11 protein-coding genes are annotated in these 19,493 nt (G+C 70.3%); 2 read left to right on the forward strand and 9 right to left on the reverse strand.

The window, feature by feature from the left end:
* The first annotated feature begins 63 nt into the window (after positions 1–63).
* Complete coding sequence (locus G4D87_RS14270) at positions 64–1,179, forward strand: FHA domain-containing protein (protein WP_240358275.1); 1,116 nt, start codon at positions 64–66, stop codon at positions 1,177–1,179.
* Between the two features lie 43 nt (positions 1,180–1,222).
* On the opposite strand, the gene G4D87_RS14275 is transcribed toward G4D87_RS14270, so the two are convergent.
* Both G4D87_RS14275 and G4D87_RS14280 read right to left on the reverse strand, forming a co-directional pair.
* Positions 1,223–4,222 carry a DEAD/DEAH box helicase gene (locus G4D87_RS14275; protein ID WP_163782615.1) on the reverse strand — a complete coding sequence of 1,000 codons (3,000 nt, stop codon included), beginning with the start codon at positions 4,220–4,222 and terminating at the stop codon, positions 1,223–1,225.
* Positions 4,223–4,313: 91 nt separating this feature from the next.
* Entirely contained in the window at positions 4,314–5,975 is a 1,662-nt protein-coding gene (locus G4D87_RS14280) for a tetratricopeptide repeat protein (RefSeq protein ID WP_240358276.1), read from the reverse strand.
* A 317-nt stretch (positions 5,976–6,292) separates the two neighbouring features.
* Here G4D87_RS14280 and ybaL point away from each other — a divergent pair, with 317 nt between their 5' ends.
* Positions 6,293–8,044 (forward strand): YbaL family putative K(+) efflux transporter, encoded by a 1,752-nt coding sequence (gene ybaL / locus G4D87_RS14285; protein WP_163782616.1) that lies wholly within the window; start codon positions 6,293–6,295, stop codon positions 8,042–8,044.
* Positions 8,045–8,071: 27 nt separating this feature from the next.
* Here ybaL and G4D87_RS14290 read toward each other — a convergent pair whose 3' ends face one another.
* The 7 genes from G4D87_RS14290 to G4D87_RS14320 all read right to left on the reverse strand — a co-directional run bounded on the left by G4D87_RS14290 (position 8,072) and on the right by G4D87_RS14320 (position 19,433).
* Complete coding sequence (locus G4D87_RS14290) at positions 8,072–11,539, reverse strand: methylmalonyl-CoA mutase family protein (protein WP_163782617.1); 3,468 nt, start codon at positions 11,537–11,539, stop codon at positions 8,072–8,074.
* A 76-nt stretch (positions 11,540–11,615) separates the two neighbouring features.
* The gene (gene meaB / locus G4D87_RS14295; protein ID WP_163782618.1) at positions 11,616–12,599 is read right to left on the reverse strand and encodes a methylmalonyl Co-A mutase-associated GTPase MeaB; all 984 of its coding nucleotides are present in this window, start codon (positions 12,597–12,599) and stop codon (positions 11,616–11,618) included.
* Positions 12,596–14,788, reverse strand: a complete 2,193-nt coding sequence (gene scpA / locus G4D87_RS14300; protein ID WP_163782619.1) for a methylmalonyl-CoA mutase — start codon at positions 14,786–14,788, stop codon at positions 12,596–12,598. The genes meaB and scpA overlap by 4 nt, the downstream gene beginning before the upstream one ends.
* A complete protein-coding gene (locus G4D87_RS14305; RefSeq protein WP_163782620.1) occupies positions 14,788–16,677 on the reverse strand; it encodes a methylmalonyl-CoA mutase family protein in 1,890 nt (629 codons plus the stop codon). Before G4D87_RS14305 ends, scpA begins: the two co-directional genes overlap by 1 nt.
* An 80-nt stretch (positions 16,678–16,757) precedes the next feature.
* Positions 16,758–17,525, reverse strand: coding sequence for an RNase H family protein (locus G4D87_RS14310; protein ID WP_163782621.1), 768 nt, complete (start codon positions 17,523–17,525; stop codon positions 16,758–16,760).
* 55 nt (positions 17,526–17,580) lie between these two features.
* Positions 17,581–18,222 (reverse strand): DsbA family oxidoreductase, encoded by a 642-nt coding sequence (locus G4D87_RS14315; protein WP_163782622.1) that lies wholly within the window; start codon positions 18,220–18,222, stop codon positions 17,581–17,583.
* 125 nt (positions 18,223–18,347) lie between these two features.
* Complete coding sequence (locus tag G4D87_RS14320) at positions 18,348–19,433, reverse strand: NAD(P)H-dependent flavin oxidoreductase (protein ID WP_163782623.1); 1,086 nt, start codon at positions 19,431–19,433, stop codon at positions 18,348–18,350.
* Between the last annotated feature and the right edge of the window lie 60 nt (positions 19,434–19,493).

The raw sequence follows: 19,493 nt of genomic DNA on the forward strand, positions 1-19,493 counted from the left end.
GAGATGTGTATAAGAGACAGGGCTGGGCCGGTGGCGGCGCCCGGGCTCCAGGCCGCTGCACCCTTGGCGGCGCGTCCCGTGGTGGAGGCTCCGCGCGGGATCTCGCCTCCGGTCGCCGAGCCGGTGGCAGCGGCTGTGCCGCCCGTAAATCTTGAGGTTGGTGCGCAGGAGTCGGTGTCTGCCTCGGCAGTGGTTGCCGATACGGCGGCTCCGGCTGCCCCGGCCGCGGTTGCGCTGTCCGTAGGCGCCTTCTCGGCGGACGACGCGACGGAGGAGCCCGCGACGGAACCTCCTGGCGTCACCCCGGTGCCCCTGTCCGTGGCGCAGGTGAACTCCACCGAGCTGGTGCTCGCGCGGATGCAGGAGATTCTCGCGGAGGTCGAGGACTCCGTGCAGCCGTCGGAGGGGCTGGCCGCGCAATCGGACGACTCCGATGATGATGAGTCCGACGACGCCGACGATGATGAATCCGACGACTCCGATGACGAGGAGTCTGATGACGCCGACGATAAGGATTCCGACGAGTCGTCGGATGAGGACTCGGAAGAGGATGCGTCCGATGAAGATTCCGCGGACGAGGAGTCCTCCGAAGACTCGGACGATTCGGATTTCGAAGAAGCTGCTTCGGACGATGAGGCCGAGGCACCGGCGAGCAGCGGCGTGAAGGGGGACGTGTCCAGTGACGACATTGCCGAGGAGCTTGCGGCACTGGGCATCGTGGAGGAGCCCGCGGAGGCTGCTCAGGCAGAGGCCCCCGTCGCGACGCCGATTGCGGCACGTCCACTGGTGGCGCGTCCTGTACCGAAGCTCCGGCCGCTTGGCGAAGCCGCGACGATTCTGGAGGACCATTCGGCGGAGACCACCAACATCGTGAAGGCTCCCGCGCCGCTGGAGGTCTTCGTCCGGTGGGCGCAAGGCACGCCGGTGGCAGTCTCCACGGAGCGCTTCACGATTGGCCGAGGCCCTCGTTGCAGCCTTGTCGTGAAATCGGAGCGTGTCTCGCGTGAGCACGCTGTCGTGACGCGGGTGGGGGACGAGGTCTTCATCGAAGACCTGAACTCCTCGAACGGAACCTGGTTCAACAACGAGCGCATCACCCGGCAGCAGGTCTCGGACGGGGATGAGTACATGCTCGGCACGGAGTCCGTTTCCTTCACGATGCGTCCCGTGGGCAGTTGATTTCCACGGGAGCTGCGGCGTGCACTGAGCGGCGCGGAGACGGCTACGCAAGAAGTTGCATCAGGTCCGCACGCGTCATAGCGGTGGCCCCGGAGCCGCCGCCGAGCGCGGCCTCGAACAGCTCCCGCTTCTTCGCCTGAAGCGTGAGGATCTTCTCCTCGACCGTTCCTTGAGACACCAGCCGGTACACCATGACGGGCCGCTGCTGCCCGATGCGGTGCGCGCGGTCCGCGGCCTGGGCTTCCACGGACGGGTTCCACCACGGGTCCACGAGGAAGACGTGGTCCGCCGCCGTGAGGTTGAGCCCCGTGGCGCCCGCCTTGAGGGAAATCAACATCACCGGTGGGCCCTTCGGGTCCTGGAAGGATGCCGCCACCGCGCCGCGGTTGGCGGTGCTGCCATCCAGCCGGATGAAGCCGATGCCCGCTTCCTGGAGCGCGGGCTCGATGAGGTCCAGCATCGACGTCCACTGCGAGAAGACGAGCGCCTTGTGCCCGTCCTCCACCGCCGTGCTCAGCGCCTCCACCAGGGCCTGCACCTTGGACGAAGTCTTGGCCTGCTGGCCCGGAACGAGCGCCGGGTGGCATGCCGCCTGCCGCAGCCGCAGCAGGGCCTCCAAGGCCTTCAACACGCTGCCGCCCGCTTCGAGCTGTGACACCACCTCCTCGCGCGTCGCCGCGTAGACGGCGTCATAGACGGCGCGCTCCCGCTCCGTGAGCGTCACGTGGCGCACGGCGTCCGTCCGGGGCGGCAGCTCCGGCGCCACGTCCCGCTTGAGCCTGCGCAGGATGAAGGGCCGGATGCGCGCCCGTAGCCGCTCCGCCGCGCCCTTGTGGTTGTCCGCCACGGGCCGCGCCCAGCGCTCCTCGAAGTCCTTCCGTCCGCCGAGCAAACCCTGGTTGGTGAAGTGCATCAGGCTCCAGAGCTCCTCCAGCCGGTTCTCGATGGGCGTGCCACTCAGCGCCAGCTTGAAGTCCGCCTGCAAGCCATACGCGGCCCGCGCCACCTGGCTGTCTGGATTCTTGATGGCCTGGGCCTCATCCAGCACGACGGTGCTCCACTGCTTCGCGCCCAGGACCTCCGCGTCCAGGCGCATCAGGGCATACGTCGTCAGCGTCACGTCGGCCGCCTCATCCAGCGCGCGTCCAGGGCCGTGGTACACGGAGACCTTCAGCGAGGGACGGAAGCGCTTCACCTCCGCCTCCCAGTTGGGCAGCACGCTCGTGGGCGCCACCACCAGGGTGCCCGGGCCCAGCGTGCAGATGGTCTGCAGCGTCTTGCCCAGACCCATGTCGTCCGCGAGCACGCCACCCAGCCCCGCCTGCCGCAGGAAGGTGAGCCAGCTCACGCCCTGGAGCTGATACGCGCGCAGCGTCGCCGTGAGGTCTTCCGGCAGTCGCGGCTCGGGGAGCTTCTCGAAGCCCTTCACCAGGGGCGCCAGCCGCTCCAGGCCCGGTGGGGAGGGGTGCTCCAGCGCTTCACACAGGCCCGTGAGCTGCGGAATGGCGTGGTTGGCGAGCCGGCCATCCCGGCCTCGCGCGGACAGCAGGTCCGCCACGCGCTGGCCATGGGACTTCAGCCACTCCGCGGGCAGGGGCGCCCAGCCGCCGCCCTCCAGCGGCACCAGCCCGATTCCTTCTTCCCAGGCGCGCATGACCGCCGCCGCATCCACCGTGCGAGGTGACTCCCGGTCCTCCCCCTCCACCTGGAAGTCGAACGAGAAGCCCACGTGTGGCACGCCCTCGGCGCCAGCGCCCGTGTCCACCTTCAGCACCGGGCGCAGCTGCACGTTCGGGTTCGTCACCACCGCCGCGCCATCCCCCGTGAGGCCCCCGCGCCAGCGTCGCAGCTTGTCGGCGAGCTGGATGGCCTCCTTGCCCTGCACCGTGACGCGCCGCCCGGGCGCCATGTTCAGCTCGTCGCGGAGCTGGTGGATGAGCAGCTGCTCGGCGGCTTCGTTGCGCACGGGCGCGGCGCCCTTCAGGTACACCATGCGTCCACTGTCGATGCGCACGGTAGGCGGCGAGCCATACACCAGCGTCGGCAGCACCGAGAGGCCCGCGTCGAGCTGGTTCAGCTCCAGGGAGATGCGAGGCTTCAGCGTGCGGTCGATGGGCGGCAGCCGCTGACTGCGCACGTCCACCGGCATTCGCCGCGCGAGGTCTGGCAGCACCTTCCCCGTCAAATCTCCCATCTGGTGAGGGGCGAAGGCGCGCTCCTGCGGCAGCTTCTCCAGCCAGGGCCCCGTGAGGGCCTGTTCCCCCAGGGGACAGAGCGTCCCGCTGCACAGCGCGAGGCCGGGGCTCACCACCTCGGTGACGCGCGGGTCCTTCTCCACCTTGAGCACCGTGTTCTCACCGCGGTCCTCCACGGTGACGCGGGGCATGAGGGGCTCGCTCGTCACCGATACCAACGCACCGTCGAAGAGCACGGTGCGCGCGGGCTCCAGGACGCGCAGCAGCGCGTTGAGCCGCTCGGGCGGCAGGGCGCCCCGGGTGGGCTTCAGCAGCAGCTTGTCCGCGAGCAAATCGCACGGCTGCGTCTGGATGCGAGCGGCCTCCACGGGATTGGTGAGCAACGAGGCCAGGCTGCGCGCCAGGAGCCGCGCGGTGTTGTCCGGACGCACCACCAGCCGCTCCAACTGGAGCCCGCCGTCCACGCGCTTGAACCGGTACACCATGCGCTCCGGCTTCGGCGCGCCAGTCGCGGGGGCGCCGGGCCTGGTGACGGTGTTCGCGCCCGGGCGCTGCGCGGGGGCACGCCGTGCCGTGGAATGCTGGTGGAGAATCAACGCCGCCGCGACGACGTGCTCGCAGGGGTCCACCCGGCCGCGGCAGTCGCACTCCCAGATGGCTTCATCCAGGTAGAGCACCGTCTTCACGGGGGCGGGCCGGCCGGGGACGCGCACCCGCAGCACGGCCTCTTCCTCATCCACGGACAGCACCGAGACGGCGCCCGCGCGAGCGAGGCCCGTGCCGGCAGACCAGGTGTCCGGGCGCGCTTCCTCCCGGACGGCATCGAGCAGCTCCGCGGTCGCAGACATACGAGGCCTGCTTCCCTATCCCCATGCGGAGCCCCGCGCAACCCGGGCCGCGTCCCAGGTGCGGCGGGGTGTCAGGGTGTATCCCTGGCCCTCAGGGCGCGGTCGTCGTGAGCGGAAAGTCCGAGCGCGCCCAGGCTGTCTCGAAAGCGGCGCGGGTGCGCGCGGCTTCCTCCTGACGGCCCTGCGCCTCCAGCGACTGCGTCAAGCCGAACAGGCCCCAGCCATTCTTCGGGTTGCGCCGCAGGTCCTCGCGGTAGACGGCCTCCGCTTCCTGGCTGCGTCCGGCCTCCAGCAGCGCGGCGCCCTGGTAATGGCGCACCGGGTAGAACCAGTCCGCGGGCTCGGCGTAGGAGAGCCGGTCCGCGGCGTCGACGGCTTCCCGCCACAGCGTCAGGGCCTGGGGCTGGCCCTCGGCCTGGGCCACGCGGGCCTCCAACACGCGCACCGCGACGCCCAGCACGTCCTTCGCGGTGTTGAGGTTCGCGGCCATCGTCGGAGGCACGGTGCGGGCCAGTTGCCGCAGCTCGGCCAGCTCCGCGCGGGCTTGTGGCAACTGCCCCGTGGCCGCCAGTGCCATGCCGTGCGCGTGGAGCCAGAGCCCTTCCTGGACGGGGTACTTCGAATCCGGGCGGGGCTCGGCGAGGAGGTTCTCCCAGTCCCCGAAGCGCACCATGGCGAAGAGCGGCTGGGCCACGAAGAAGTCCATGCCCGGCATCGTCGTGAGCAGCTCCGGCGGAAAGTGCTTCGCCGAGGCCCGGGCCGCCTCCAGCGTCTCCTGCTTCCGCCCCTCCATGGACGCGGAGTACGCCAGGAAGCCGAAGTTGTGGGACGTGTACATGGGATAGACATGGCCGTGCGGCTTCGCCTGCTTCTGGTAGGCCAGGTCCGCCGCCGCCGCCTTCCGGTTGCTCTCCGAGGCATCCGCGTAGCGGCCCACGCGCTGGTAGATGTGGGCCGGCATGTGGACGACGTGCCCCGCCTTCGGCGCCAGCGCGCCCAGCCGGTCCGCGGAAGGCTCCGCCTTCTCCGGGTGCGGCGAGGCCTCCACCGCGTGGATGTAATAGTGATTCGCGCCCAGGTGGTTGGGGTCCATGGCGAGCACGGACTCCAGCGTGGCGACAATCTGCTCCGTGCCGGGGGCCGGCGTCCCGTCCAGCGACCACAGCTTCCAGGGGTTCCGGTCCATGAGCGCCTCGGCGTGGAGCGTCTGCACGTCCAGGTCCTCCGGGAAGCGCGCGGCCACGTCCGCCATGGCGCCGGCATAGGCCTCGTTGAAGGGGGCCATCTTCTCCGGCGGCAGGGCCTCCGGGCCGGGATAGCGCTGGACGAGCGCGGTGATGAGGGACTGCTCCACCGGCGTCGCGCGGGGGGCGAGCTGCCGAGCGCGCTGGAGTGCGTCCCAGGCGGCGGGCGCATTCTCCGCCAGCATGGGCATGTTGTAGTTGGGGCCCAGCACCAGCGCGACGCCCCAGAAGCACATGGCGCAGGTGGGGTCCAACTGCGTGGCTCGGGCGAACGAGCGTGCGGCCTCATCGTGGTTGAAGCCATATGCCAGCCGCAGGCCCTGGTTGAAGAAGGCCTGGGCCTGAGGGGAGGCCGTGGTGACCTGGCGTTCGTGCGTCCCCAGCCCGTCAAGCGGCAGCGCGCCGTCCGCCAGGGACTCCAGGGTCGGGGCCGAGTGCTCCGCCGCAGCGGCGGACGTGCCGACGAGCGCCAGGGCCAACATCAAGACAAAGGGCAGGGGAGCACGCATGAGGGACCTCCGCGGGGATGTGCTCTTTCCTCAAGCTGGGGACGCGGTGAGGCGTCGCCCACGGGGTGACATGGCGCGTTGCTCGCTCGAAGTGATGCTTGGCGAGCACATCGCGCACCGCGTGCCAATGAAGGTTGGGAACGGGCGCGCTGCGTAGTAGATTGCCGCCCGGCGGAAGCTCACTGCATCAGCGCGAGCGTCCGCTCAAGACCACCCATGAACGAAAGGTGTTCGAGGGTCCCGCCCCCAGGGCTGGATTCCTCGCCGCGCCGCTTTTTCATACCCCCCTTCCGCGTAGCGCCCAGGGAGCTTCCGCCGTGCCTCACGACACCACGCTCATCGCCACCATCGCCGTTGGACTCGGACTGGCCTTCGTCGGTGGGTTCGTCGCTCGCTGGCTGAAGCTGCCACCTTTGGTGGGCTATCTGCTGGCGGGCGTGGCCGTGGGGCCGTTCACGCCGGGCTTCGTCGCGGATGGAGGCCTTGCCGGGCAGCTGGCGGAGATTGGCGTCATCCTGCTGATGTTCGGCGTGGGGATTCACTTCTCCATCAAGGACCTGCTCGCCGTGCGCAACATCGCGGTGCCGGGCGCCATCGTGCAGATCGCCGCCGCCACCGTGATGGGGATCGCGGTCGCGCACTGGTGGGGTTGGAGCCTGGGCGCGGGCCTGGTGTTCGGCCTGGCGCTGTCCACCGCCAGCACCGTGGTGCTGCTGCGCGCCCTGGAGGAGCGGGGCGCCCTGGATTCGGTGAATGGCCGCATCGCCGTGGGCTGGCTGATTGTCGAGGACCTGGCGATGGTGCTCGCCCTGGTCCTCCTCCCCGCGCTGGGCAACGTCCTTGGCGCCGCCGACACGCAGACGCCCGCGACGGCGGCCGCTGGAGACAGCCTCGTCTGGACCCTGGCCGTCACGCTGGGGAAGGTCTGCCTCTTCGTGGTGGTGATGGTGGTCGCCGGCAAGCGGCTGGTGCCCTGGCTGCTGACCCAGGTGGCCAAGACGGGCTCCCGCGAGCTGTTCACGTTGTCGGTGCTGGCGGTGGCGCTGGGCATCGCCTTCGGGGCCGCGGCGCTCTTCGGCGTCTCCTTCGCGCTGGGCGCCTTCTTCGCGGGCGTGGTGGTCAGTGAGTCGGAGCTCAGCCACCGGGTGGCGGAGGATTCGCTCCCGCTCCAGGACGCGTTCGCGGTGCTGTTCTTCGTGTCGGTGGGGATGCTCTTCGACCCGATGGTGCTGGTGCGGCAGCCGCTCCAGGTCCTCGCCGTGCTGGGCATCATCGTCCTGGGCAAGTCGCTGGCCGCCTTCTTCATCGTGCTGGCGTTCCGCTACCCGGTGAACACCGCCCTCACGGTGTCCGCGAGCCTGGCGCAGATTGGGGAGTTCTCGTTCATCCTGGTGGGACTGGGCGTCACGCTCGGGCTGCTGCCGAAGGAGGGGCAGAGCCTGGTGTTGTCGGGGGCCCTGCTGTCCATCACCCTCAATCCGCTCGTCTTCAAGGCCATTGACCCGCTGCTGGCGTGGCTGCGCCGGCAGCCACGGTTCGCCGCGCGCATGGACCCCGAGGAAGACGAGCTGTCTGATTTGCCCATTGGCATGGGGGACGTGCAACTGCGTGAGCACGCGGTGTTGATTGGCTACGGGCGCGTGGGTGGCGTGATTGGCCAGAGCCTGACGGAGCGGAAGATTCCCTTCGTCGTCGTGGAGCAGAACCGCGAGTACGTGGAGCGCCTGCGTGAGGAGGGGGTGCCCGCCATCTACGGGGACGCCGCGGTGCCCGGCATCCTGGAGCACGCGCACCTGGACACGGCGTCCATCCTCATCATCGCCACGCCGGACGCGCTGCAGGCCCGCGCCATCGTGGAGCAGGTGAAGGGCGTGAATCCGTCCCTCCCCGCGGTGGTGCGCACGCATGGCGACGAGGAGCGGGACTACCTGGAGTCGCTGGGCGTGGCCCGGGTGGTGATGGGCGAGCACGCGCTGGCACGGAGCATGTTGGACTACGTGCTGGAGCGGCTGTCCGCGCTGAAGGCCCAGCCGCTGCTGCCGGCGCCCGCGGACGCCGTGGTGCCTTGAGCCCCACGGGCGCCGCGCCAGCCAGGGCTACATGTTGCGCCGGTACTGCCCGCCCACCTCGTACAGCGCGCGGGAGAGCTGGCCGAGCGTGCAGACCTTACAGGCATCCATCAGCGCGGCGAAGATGTTGCCGTTGTCCAGCGCCGCGCGGCGCACGGCCTCCAGGGCCTTGGGCGCCGTCGCCTCGTTCCGCTTCCAGAAGGCGTCGCGCGCGGTGATGGCGTAGTTCTTCTCCTCCGTCGTCGCGCGGATGACCTCGGGCGGCGTCACCGTCGGAGAGCCCTTGGGGTCCAGGAACGTATTCACGCCGATGATGGGCAGCGTCCCGTCGTGCTTCAGCGTCTCGTAGTAGAGGGACTCTTCCTGAATCTTGGAGCGCTGGTACATGCGCTCCATGGCGCCCAGCACGCCGCCGCGCTCGGAGATGGCGCGGAACTCCGCCAGCACCGCCGCCTCCACCAGGTCGGTCAGCTCCTCGATGATGAACGCGCCCTGGCTGGGGTTTTCGTTCTTGGAGAGGCCGAACTCCTTGTTGATGACCAGCTGGATGGCGAGCGCCCGGCGCACGCTCTCCTCGGTGGGCGTGGTGATGGCCTCGTCGTAGGCGTTGGTGTGCAACGAATTGCAGTTGTCGTTGAGCGCGAGCAACGCCTGCAGCGTGGTCCGGATGTCGTTGAAGGCAATCTCCTGCGCGTGCAGGCTCCGGCCAGACGTCTGGATGTGGTACTTCAGCTTCTGCGAGCGGTCATTGCCGCCGTACTTGTCCCGGATGGCCTTGGCCCAGATGCGGCGCGCCACGCGGCCCAGCACGGCGTACTCCGGGTCCATCCCGTTCGAGAAGAAGAACGAGAGGTTGGGCGCGAAGTCGTCGATGTCCATGCCCCGTGAGAGGTAGTACTCGACGAAGGTGAAGCCGTTGGCCAGCGTGAAGGCGAGCTGGGAGATGGGGTTCGCCCCGGCCTCCGCGATGTGGTAGCCGGAAATCGACACCGAGTAGAAGTTCCGCACCTTCTGGTCGATGAAGTACTGCTGGATGTCGCCCATCACCCGCAAGGCGAACTCCGTGGAGAAGATGCAGGTGTTCTGCGCCTGGTCCTCCTTCAGGATGTCCGCCTGCACGGTGCCGCGCACCGACTGGAGCGTCTTCGCGCGGATGCGCTCGTAGACGTCGCGCGGGAGCACCTCGTCGCCGGACACGCCGAGCAGCAGCAGGCCCAGCCCGTCGTTGCCCTGCGGCAGGTCCCCCTGGTAGCGGGGCCGCGGCAGGCCGCGCTCGCGGTAGAGGGCGTCCATCTTCTTTTCGACTTCGTCGACCTTGCCGTTCTCCCGAATCCACTTCTCGCACTGCTGGTCCACCGCGGCGTTGAGGAAGAACCCGAGCAGCATCGGCGCGGGGCCGTTGATGGTCATGGACACGGACGTGGACGGGTCCGCCAGGTCGAAGCCGGAGTAGAGCTTCTTCGCGTCGTCCACGTTGGCGATGGACACGCCCGAGTTGCCCACCTTGCCGTAGATGTCCGGCCGGTGGTCCGGGTCCTCGCCGTACAGCGTCACCGAGTCAAAGGCCGTGGACAGGCGCTTGGCGGGCAGGCCCCGCGACACGTAGTGGAAGCGCTTGTTGGTGCGCTCCGGGCCGCCCTCGCCGGCGAACATGCGCGCGGGGTCCTCGCCCTCGCGCTTGAGCGGGAAGACGCCCGCGGTGAAGGGGAACGCGCCCGGGGCGTTCTCCCGCAGCAGCCAGATGAGGATGTCACCCCAATCCTCGTAGCGGGGGAGGGCAATCTTGGGGATGCGCAGGTGGGAGAGCGTCTCCGCGTACAGGTCCAGCTCGATGACCTTGTCGCGGACCTGGAACTGGTACTTGGACGCGGCGTAGCGGCGCTTCGTCGCGGGCCACTCGGTCAGCAGCCGGCGGCAGTCCGCGTGGAGCCGCGACTCCAAATCCTTGTACAGCTCCACCAGCTCGCTCAGGTAGGCGGGCTCGCCCTCGACGTGCTCGGTGACCTGCACCGTGTCCGAGGGGTCCTTGGGCTCGACGATTTCCAGGCGCTTCCTGCCCACGTTGGTGCGCAGCGCCTCGATGGTGCCGTGGAGCTGGTACATGCGCCGGGCGATGGCGGCCTGGGCCTTCACGAAGCCGTCATAGGACTCACAGGCCTCGACGATTTCCGCCAGGTAGCGCGTGCGCTCGGGCGGGATGATCCACTTCTTCTCGCTCATCCCCGGCGTGAGCTCGAAGCTGGACTTCAGCGGCGCGCCCGTCTTCGCGGAGAGGGTATCCATGAGCGCCCGGTAGAGCTGGTTCATCCCCGGGTCGTTGAACTGCGAGGCGATGGTGCCGTACACGGGAACCGCGTCATCGGCGGTGGTGAAGGCGTTGTGGTTGCGCTTCCACTGCTTGCGCACGTCGCGCAGCGCGTCCAGCGAGCCGCGCTTGTCGAACTTGTTGATGGCGATGACGTCCGCGAAGTCGAGCATGTCGATCTTCTCGAGCTGCGTCGCCGCGCCGTACTCCGCCGTCATCACGTAGAGCGCCACGTCGGAGTGCTCGGTGATTTCGGTGTCGGACTGGCCGATGCCGGAGGTCTCCACCACGATGAGGTCGAAGCCGGCGGCCTTGCAGATTTCGATGGAGTCGCCCACGTGCTTGGACAGGGCGAGGTTGCTCTGGCGGGTGGCCATCGAGCGCATGTAGACGCGCGGGTTGTCGATGGCGTTCATCCGGATGCGGTCACCCAGCAGCGCGCCGCCGGACTTGCGCTTGGACGGGTCCACGGAGAGCACCGCGAGCGTCTTGTCCGGGAAGTCCGACAGGAAGCGGCGCACCAGCTCATCCACGAGGCTGGACTTGCCCGCGCCGCCGGTGCCGGTGATGCCCAGGATGGGCACGCGCGGGCCCTTGGCCTGGATGTGCGACATGGCCTCGCGCAGGGCCGCCCCCTGGGACGCGAAGTTCTCCGCGATGGTGATGAGCGGCGCGACGCGGGACGGGTCGCGCGGCGACGGCGTGTCGAGCAGGGGCGCGAAGTCTTCGGGCCGCTTCTCGAAGTCACACTGGGAGATGAGGTCGTCAATCATCCCCTGCAGGCCCATGGCCCGGCCGTCGTCCGGCGAGTAGATGCGCGTGACGCCGTAGCGGTGGAGCTCTTCAATCTCCGACGGGAGGATGGTGCCGCCGCCGCCGCCGAAGACCTTGATGTTGGCCTTCCGCTCGCGCAGCAGGTCAATCATGTACTTGAAGAACTCGACGTGACCGCCCTGGTAGGACGTGATGGCGATGCCCTGCACGTCCTCCTGGATGGCGCAGTCGACAATCTCCGCCACCGAGCGGTTGTGCCCCAGGTGGATGATTTCCGCGCCCGAGGCCTGCATGAGGCGGCGCATCACGTTGATGGCGGCGTCATGCCCGTCGAACAGGGAGGCGGCCGTCACGATGCGGACGTGGAAACGAGGCTTGTAGGGCTGGGGAACGGGGGTCTGCTGGACGTTTCGCACGGCGCGTACAGTAAGAGCGCCGTTTGCGTCGAGGCAAGGGATTGGAGCGTGACTGACCGCTCCACGACGCGGGCCGTCAGGCCCTCGTTTCAGGGAGGAACGCGCCCAGCACCCGCAGTGCGGCTGACGTCGGTGTCGCGCGCCCTTCGCGCACGTCCGCCTCCAGCGTGGGCACCAGTGCGGACACCTCGGGGTGCGCACGCAGGGCCGCTCGGAGGCCGTCCTGCACCATGGTCCACATCCACTGCACCTGCTGCGCCTTGCGGCGCCGCTCCAGCGCGCCCGAAGCCGCGCTCCGCCCGAGCTGTGTCTCGACGGAGGCCCACAGCTTCTCGATGCCGCTGCCCTCCAGGGCGCTGCAGGTGGTGATCTCCGGCTCGGCGCCTGGCCGCATCAGGTGCAACGCGGCGCGTAGCTCGGCGCGGGCCCTTTCGGCGCGCGGCTTGTTGTCGCCGTCCGCCTTGTTGATGGCGAGCATGTCCGCCACCTCGAGGATGCCGCGCTTGATGCCCTGCAGCTCGTCCCCGGCGCCCGCCAGCATGAGCACCAGGTAGAAGTCCACCAGGTCGGCCACCACCGTCTCCGACTGGCCCACGCCCACCGTCTCCACCAGCACCACGTCGAAGCCCGCCGCCTCGCACAAGAGCAGCGTCTCGCGCGTCTTGCGCGCCACGCCGCCCAGGGTGCCGCTGGACGGGCTGGGGCGGATGTACGCGGCCTCTTCCCGCGCCAGCCGCGCCATGCGCGTCTTGTCACCCAGGATGCTGCCGCCGGACACGGTGCTGGACGGGTCGATGGCCAGCACCGCCACGCGCTTGCCGGCGTTCACCAGGTGCATGCCCAGCGCGTCGATGAAGGTGCTCTTGCCCACGCCCGGCACGCCGCTGATGCCCACGCGCCGGCTGCCGCCCGTGGCGGGGAGCAGCCGCGTGAGGACCTCCTGGGCGAGCGCGGCGTGGCGCGGCAGCTCGCTCTCCACCAGGGTGATGGTGCGCGCGAGCATGGCACGGTCGCCCGCGCGCACGCCGTCCGCATACGCGTCCGCGGGCAGCAGCTTCACGCCTCTTCCTCCAGCGACGCGGCCAGCTTGTCGAGCAGCTCGATGGCCGCCTTTGAGATGACCGTGCCGGGGCCGAAGATGGCCGCGGCGCCCGCGGCGCGCAGCGCGTCGTAGTCCTGCGCGGGGATGACGCCGCCCACGACGACCATGATGTCCTCGCGGCCCAGCGCCTTGAGGGCCTGCTTGAGCTGCGGCACCAGCGTCAGGTGGCCCGCGGCGAGCGAGCTGGCGCCCACGACGTGCACGTCGTTCTCCACGGCCTGCCGCGCGGACTCCTCGGGCGTCTGGAACAGGGGGCCGATGTCCACGTCGAAGCCCAGGTCCGCGAACGCGGTGGCGATGACCTTCTGGCCGCGGTCATGCCCGTCCTGCCCCATCTTCGCGATGAGGATGCGCGGCCGGCGGCCGAAGCGCGCGAGGAACGCGTCCGCCTTCGCGCGCGCCTCAATGATGCCCTGGGCGTCCTTGCCCGCCTCGCTGGAATACACACCCGTCACGCTGCGCACCGTGGCCTCGTAGCGCCCGAATACCTTCTCGAGCGCGTCGCTGATTTCGCCCACCGTCGCCTTGGCGCGGGCCGCGTCGATGGCCAGCGCCAGCAGGTTGCCGTCGCCGCGCCGGCCCGCCTCGGTGAGCGCGTCCAGCTTGCGGCGGACGTCCTCCGCGTCGCGCTCGGCGCGCAGCTCGCGCAGGCGGGCAATCTGTGCCTCGCGCACCGCCGAGTTGTCCACCTTGAGAATCTCGATGGAGTCCTCGCGCTCGGGCGGGTACTTGTTCACGCCGATGATGGCCTGGCGGCCGGAGTCGATGCGCGCCTGGGTGCGGGCCGCCGCCTCCTCGATGCGCAGCTTGGGCAGGCCGGCCTCGATGGCCTTCGTCATGCCGCCCAGCGCCTCCACCTCCTGGATGTGGGCCCACGCCTTGCGCGCCAGTTCGTGCGTGAGGCGCTCCACGTAGTAGCTGCCACCCCACGGGTCGATGACGCGCGTGGTGCCGCTCTCCAACTGGAGATAGAGCTGGGTGTTGCGGGCGATGCGCGCGCTGAAGTCCGTGGGCAGCGCGATGGCCTCGTCCAGTGAGTTGGTGTGCAGGCTCTGCGTGTGGCCCTGGGTGGCGGCCATGGCCTCCACGCAGGTGCGCACGACGTTGTTGAAGACGTCCTGCGCGGTGAGGCTCCAGCCGGACGTCTGGCTGTGGGTGCGCAGCGCCAGGCTCTTGTCCGTCTTCGGGGCGAAGCCCTTGATGAGCCTGGCCCAGAGCAGGCGGGCGGCGCGCATCTTGGCCACTTCCATGAAGAAGTTCATGCCAATGGCCCAGAAGAAGGACAGGCGCGGCGCGAAGGCGTCCACGTTCAGTCCCGCCGCGAGCCCGGCGCGCACGTACTCCACGCCATCCGCCAGCGTGTAGCCCAGCTCCAGGTCCTGCGTCGCCCCGGCTTCCTGCATGTGGTAGCCGCTGATGCTGATGCTGTTGAAGCGCGGCATCTTCTCCGCCGTGAAGCGGAAGATGTCGCCGATGATGCGCATCGACGGAGCGGGCGGGTAGATGTACGTGTTGCGGACCATGAACTCCTTGAGGATGTCGTTCTGGATGGTCCCGCTGAGCTGCTCGGGGCGCACGCCCTGCTCCTCGGCGGCGACCACGTAGAGCGCCAGCACCGGGAGCACGGCCCCGTTCATCGTCATGGACACGCTCATCTGGTCGAGCGGAATCCGGTCGAACAGGATGCGCATGTCCTTGATGGAGTCGATGGCCACGCCCGCCATGCCCACGTCACCCGCCACGCGGGGATGGTCGCTGTCGTAGCCCCGGTGCGTCGCGAGGTCGAAGGCGATGGACAGGCCCTTCTGCCCCGCCGCGAGGTTGCGGCGGTAGAAGGCGTTGGAGGCCTCGGCCGTGGAGAAGCCGGCGTACTGCCGCACCGTCCACGGCTGCTGCACGTACATGGTGGAGTAGGGGCCGCGCACGAAGGGCGGCAGGCCCGGCAGCGAGCCCAGGTGCTCCACGCCCTCCAAATCCTCGCGCGTGTACACCGGCTTGACGGGGATGCCCTCGGGCGTGTCCCAGCGCTCGGCGTCGCGCGTGGCCTCTGTGGCCTGACGCAGTTGCTGCTCGCGCGTGGGCGCGGCGGAGTGCGTTTCGGGGGCGTCGAAGTCGATGCCCGAGAAGTCCGGTACGTGGGGGCGCATCAGGCCACTCCGAGCTGCTGGTGCAGTGAGGACAGGAGCGAGAACAAGTCCGCTCCCGCGTAGAAGAAGGCGTCCACGCCGGCCGCGCGGAAGGCGGCCTCGTGTTCACCGGGACGGCCCGCCACCGCCACCGCGCGCGCGCCCTTCGCCTTCAGCGCCGCCGTCAGCGCGGGCACCCATTCGGGATACAGCGCGTCCGGCCCGGAGATGACGGCCAGCGTCGCGCCTGACGCCGCGAAGCGGGCCGCCGCGTCGGCGACGTCCGCGAAGCCGTGCGCGTCCGCCGGCTCGATACCCCCCGTGGCCAGGACGTTGGCCGTCCAGGTGGAGCGGGTGGTGTGCTCGGCCACCGTGCCCAGGCTGGCCAGGAAGGCCTTGGGGCGTGCGCCGTGCGCGGCGAGGTGGCGGTCGCTCGCGTCGCGCAGCGTCTCGAAGGGCTCGGCCACGCGCACCGGGCGCAGGGGCAGGGGGCCCGACGTGTCGGGCGCCGTGGACGCCGCGGCGCGGGACTGCCGCTGGACGGGCGTCTCGCCCAGGTGGGGGAACTCACTCACGCCGACAATGGGCAGGCGGCGGGTGCGCACGGCCTTGTCGCGCGCCGCGCGCGTCTCCGCGAGCACGCGGGCCACGTCACCGCTCGTGAGCGCCTGGGCCATGCCGCCCAGCGCCTCGATGCGCCGCAGCTCGGCCCACGCCGCGCGGGCGAGGTCCTGCGTGAGCTGCTCCAGGTAGTAGCTGCCGCCCGCGGGGTCGGCGACGCGGTTGAGGCTCGACTCGTCGCGCAGGATGAGCTGCGTGTTGCGCGCCAGCCGGCGGGCGGACGCGTCGGGCGTGCCCAGGGCTTCGTCGAAGGGGGACGTGCTGACGCTGTCCGCGCCACCGACGACGGCGGCGAAGGACTCCGCGGTGGCGCGGAGGATGTTCACCCACGGGTCCCGCTGCGTCTTCGTGGTGCTCGCGGTGCGCGCGTGCAGCACCATGGCCTGGGCCTCCGGCGAGCCGCCACACGCCGCCACGGCCTTGGACCACAAGAGCCTCGCCGCGCGCAGCCGGGCAATCTCCGGGAAGAACTGTCCGCCAACAGACACCGCGAACTGGATGGAGCGCGCCGCGACGTCGGGGGAGACGCCCGCGCCCTCCAACCCGCGCAGGTACGCCACGCCCGTGGCGATGGCCCAGGCCAGCTCGTGCACCGACGTGGCGCCCGCGTCCGCGTAGGCCCGCGTGGACACGAGCAGCACCCGGAGGCCGGACCCGGCTTCACGCAGCGAGGTGACCAGGGGCGCGGCCTGGGCCAGCGTCGCGTCCAGCCCCGCGGGCAGCGAGCCCGTGCGAGCCAGGATGCCGAGCGGATCCACGCCGAGGCTGCCCTTCAGCGCCGCGCGGGGCACCCCCGTCTGCTCCGCGACGTGGAGCAGGTGCTGGGCGGAGGCGAGCGGGTCGGACTCGGGCTCCAGGTGGACGGGCGTCGTGTCCAGCGGCGCATGGGCGAGCAGCCGCCGCAGCGCCTCGGCATCCGGGACGCGAACGCCGTGCGGGTCGCCCAGGTGGAGCCACACGCCCCAGCCGCCGCGCTCGAGGTCCGTGCGGATGGCCTCGGCGGCCTGCGACACGTCCGGCTCGCTGTACTCCTGGCACACCCCCCACCCACCCTCGGTGAGGCCCAGGGCCTGGGTGCCGCGCACGTAGGGGGCCACGCCAGGCGGCTCGGGCGGCGCGGCGGCGGCGTCCTGCTGCGTGTACAGCGGCTGGAGCGACAGGCCGCCTTCCAACTGCGATTGGAGCGCGGTGAAGGGCTTGCCCTTCAAGTCCTTGTCCACGAGCCGGCGCCAGTCTTCCACCGACGGGGCCGGGAACTCCGAGGCGATATGGAGAGGCTCTTGAGCCATGCTGCGTCCTCGCGGGATGGGAGTGGCACCGACCCATAGGCGCAATGGACCGGCGGGGCAATGGGCTTGGAGGGGCTGCCTCAGTCTTCCGACGGGACGTCCTGGCCCTTGAAGCCCCAGTCCTCCAGCACTTTGGCTTCATCCACTGCGTTTTTTGTCTTCTTGAAGCGGGCGCCGGACACCCCTTTCACCCGGCGCTCGCAGGCGGCCCAGGTGGCGTGGCGCTTCACGGCGCTGCCCACCTGGCTCAGGTAGGAGTACGCCTTGGCCGAGGCCTCGCGCTGCTCCTTGGGCTTCTCCGGTGGCAGGGACATGTCCTCCGGCAGCTCATGCACCGCCACGCCGTAGCCCTGGAGCGGGCCGGTGTAGAGCCGCGCGTCGCGCCCCTTCGAATAGGCCACGGCGATGGCGTCCACGCGCTCGTTGCCGGGGACGCCCACGTGGCCCCGGATGTAGAACCACGCCACGGCGGCGGCCTCGGCGGCGTGGTTCTCCTTGCGCTGCGCCAGGAGCGCCATCAGCCGCTTCCAATAAATGGCGTTGGCGACCTCGCCGCCCTCGGCCGTCTTCCACCCGCGCCGGCTCCAGCCGAACGCCCACCGGGTGGCGCCCTGAATCACATACGTGGAGTCCGTGTGGATGTGGATGGGGCCCGGCGCGCGCTCCAGGTGGCGCAGGGCCTTGCCCACGGCCGTCAATTCCATCCGGTTGTTGGTGGTCTCCGGCTCGTGGCCGCCCAGCTCCGTCACCCGCCCATCGGGCGTGACGATGAGGCTCCCCCAGCCCCCCGGGCCGGGGTTTCCTGAACAGGCGCCATCAGCGAAGACAAGGGTCGGGCGGTGCTCCATGGCGGCACCCTATTCGGCGCGAAGTGCTGCCGCCAGGACAGCGGTGGCCGCGCGCTCAGTGCAGGGCACTCAGGGTGGGGTCCGGCCGGACGCGCGCGAAGGCGGCGCGAACGGCTTCTTCCGGCTGGGCGCCGTTCAGCAGCAGCACGGGCCCCTTGCCCGCGAGCCGCATGGCCGGGACGCCGCGGATGCCCAGGCGGTGGGCCTCCTCCTCGTCCGCGAGCACGCGCGCGGTGTACCGGCTCGCCTCCAGTGCGCGTGTCATGGACTCGCGGTCCAGGCCCACGTCCTCCGCCAGGTCCCCCAGCACGCCCAGGTCTCCGATGTCCCGGCCGTCCTCGAAGAAGGCGCGGAAGAGGGCCTCATGGAACGGGGTGAAGGACCCGGTGTCCTTGGCGAACTCCGCGGCTTCGAGCGCCAGCCGGCTCCTCGGCTGCACCGGCGGTGGCTGCATCGTCAAGCCCCGCTGCTCTGCCATCGGGTAGACGGCGCGGGGCCAGGCCGACCGCGGCAGCTCGCTCATCGGGGCGAGGGGCCGCACGGGCGCCGGGCGCAGCTCGAACGCGCGCCAGTGGATGTCGAGCGCCGCGCCCAGCCGGGCGTGCAATTGCTGGAGGACGGGAAGCTCGAGGTAGCAGAAGGGGCAGACGTAATCGCTCCAGACGTCGAGGCGGACCGGCGTGTCCGATGGGGCCATGGGCGAGGCTCCTTGCAGTCCCCGGCAAGGGACATCTGCTGACGTTGGCCATCCCCGTGCGGGCACGGGAGCCGGTGACGCCAGCCCTCCCGGACTCCGGCCGGGCGGGCGTGGTGCCGCATGGCTCAGCGCGTGGCCGAGAGGGGCGCGAGTTCCTTGATGAGGGACTCCATCAGCGCGGGCACGGTCCGGTGCCGTAGGTTGGGCGTGGCCTGGCCGGCCCAGAGCGACACGAGGTCCGTGCGGCCCGCCTTGACCGCCGCGGGCTTGAGCTTCGACAGGAACCAGCTCTGGATGGGGAAGGGCGCGAGCGCTGCCTGCTGAGCGGCCAGCTCCTCTGTCCAACGATTGCGCATGCCTCGCGCCAGCCGGCCCGTGAAGGCCCGCGTCAAGGTGGTGTGCTTCGCGCGGTCGCTGAAGAGCAGCTCGCGGTGGGTGTCCGTCGCTCCCGATTCCTCACAGGCAAGGAACGCCGTCCCCAGTTGCGCGGCCTGGGCCCCCAGCGTGAGCGCGGCGCGGATGCCTCGGCCATCCGCGATGCCACCCGCCGCGATGACGGGCGCCTTCACCCGGTCGGCCACGAGCGGCGTGAGGGCCAGCGTCCCCATCAGCGAGTCCTCGGCGCGCGCGAGGAAGGAAGGGCGGTGGCCGCCGGCCTCGAAGCCCGTCGCCACGATGAGGTCGACACCGGCCGCGTCCAGGGCCTCGGCTTCGGCCAGCGTGGTGGCCGCGCCGGAGGTGAGGATGCCTCTGCGCCGGCACTCCGCCAGGATGGAGGCCGAGGGCACGCCGAACACGAAGCTGAAGACAGGCGGCCGTGCTTCGAGCAGCGCCTCCACCTGGTCCTCGTAGCGATGGTGGAAGCGCTCGGGCATGGCCGGCTTCTCCACGCCGAGCTCGCGGTAGTACGGCTCGAAGAGGCGGTACACGCGGTCGAACGCCTCCGGGCTGAGCGCGTCCCCGCCCGCGTCATGGTCGGAGACCCAGAGGTTGAGCGCGAAGGGCTTGTCCGTCAGCGCCCGAATCCGGTCCGCCACGCGGCCCAGCTCCTCCGGGGGGAGCTGATAGGCCCCATAGGAGCCCAGCCCTCCCAGGTTCGACACCGCCGCCGCGAGGCGCTCGGTGGAGAGCCCGCCTCCAAAGGGGCCCTGGATGATGGGGTGGTGGATGCCCAGCTTCTGGAGGGCTTCGTTCGGTCGGTGCGGGCTCATCGCGGCTCCTTGGGTCGGCAATGGCGGAGGGATAACCGCGGGCGCGGGGCAGGGTGGGAG

Source organism: Myxococcus vastator (assembly GCF_010894475.1).
In the GTDB taxonomy this organism is placed as follows: Bacteria; Myxococcota; Myxococcia; order Myxococcales; family Myxococcaceae; genus Myxococcus; species Myxococcus vastator.

Excerpts from the sequence above, each read along its gene's own strand:
- G4D87_RS14280 (WP_240358276.1), bottom strand. The coding sequence starts at position 5,975 with ATGCGTGCTCCCCTGCCCTTTGTCTTGATGTTGGCCCTGGCGCTCGTC.
- G4D87_RS14275 (WP_163782615.1), bottom strand. The coding sequence starts at position 4,222 with ATGTCTGCGACCGCGGAGCTGCTCGATGCCGTCCGGGAGGAAGCGCGC.
- scpA (WP_163782619.1), bottom strand. The coding sequence starts at position 14,788 with ATGCGCCCCCACGTACCGGACTTCTCGGGCATCGACTTCGACGCCCCC.
- G4D87_RS14310 (WP_163782621.1), bottom strand. The coding sequence starts at position 17,525 with ATGGAGCACCGCCCGACCCTTGTCTTCGCTGATGGCGCCTGTTCAGGA.
- G4D87_RS14320 (WP_163782623.1), bottom strand. The coding sequence starts at position 19,433 with ATGAGCCCGCACCGACCGAACGAAGCCCTCCAGAAGCTGGGCATCCAC.
- G4D87_RS14305 (WP_163782620.1), bottom strand. The coding sequence starts at position 16,677 with ATGGCTCAAGAGCCTCTCCATATCGCCTCGGAGTTCCCGGCCCCGTCG.
- G4D87_RS14315 (WP_163782622.1), bottom strand. The coding sequence starts at position 18,222 with ATGGCCCCATCGGACACGCCGGTCCGCCTCGACGTCTGGAGCGATTAC.